This is a genomic window from Aliamphritea spongicola (genome assembly GCF_017051665.1).
Classification (GTDB): Bacteria; Pseudomonadota; Gammaproteobacteria; order Pseudomonadales; family Balneatricaceae; genus Amphritea; species Amphritea spongicola.
Genome location: NZ_JAFIDL010000023.1, coordinates 1 through 668, shown reverse-complemented (window position 1 = coordinate 668; position 668 = coordinate 1). Strand labels below are relative to the sequence as shown.

Here is a 668-nt window from a genome sequence, read left to right as displayed (position 1 = left end):
TCTGATACTCTACGCGACCTGCAGGTGATCTTCTCTACGAAGTGTTTTGGAGGTTCCCAGCCCTGATAGTCACACGCTAAGTGGATGGCGACACCTGCAGGGCTATATAAACTGTCCACAGAGACCATATCCGCATAGCTATTCAGCACGATCTGCAGGTCTTCAGCCGTATTATCAAAGATCATCTTCGGTGAGACTTCAATCTTGAGATGGGTACCAGATGCTTCTAACTTGGCGTACCGACTTTTTAGCAGGAGCACTAAGCCCAATTCCGCGTTTTGCAGGCTAAACTGATACCCCGATGCACCACCCCGTCTCAGCATCCATTGGTACCCGGCAAAAGTATAGACAACCTTGCCGCCTGGTATCCCTTCCAGGGCCTGCTGCATGTCTTCAATGAGGGCTTCTTTTAGTCTCAGCTTGTACAACTGGCGAACGGTATCCACTGAACTGTACAAAATGTTCATGGATGTCATATCAATGTGACCCGGTGAGTCGATAAATTGGCGACCATGGGTAGCTTCTTCAAAATTCTGATCAAAACGCTGAAAATGTTGTTTGCTCATTAGATGCCCCTAATGTGTATCGAGTTGTTTTAGGTTGTATCGGGAATGTTGGTTAGTTTTATCAAACGTGCTACACAGGCCGTTTCCGCGCCCCGCGTGCTG

General features: G+C 48.1%; 1 pseudogene. It reads right to left on the bottom strand.

The window, feature by feature from the left end:
* Positions 1-566 (bottom strand): annotated as a pseudogene (locus JYB63_RS22550) (hypothetical protein); the annotation flags it as partial.
* Positions 567-668: the final 102 nt, after the last annotated feature.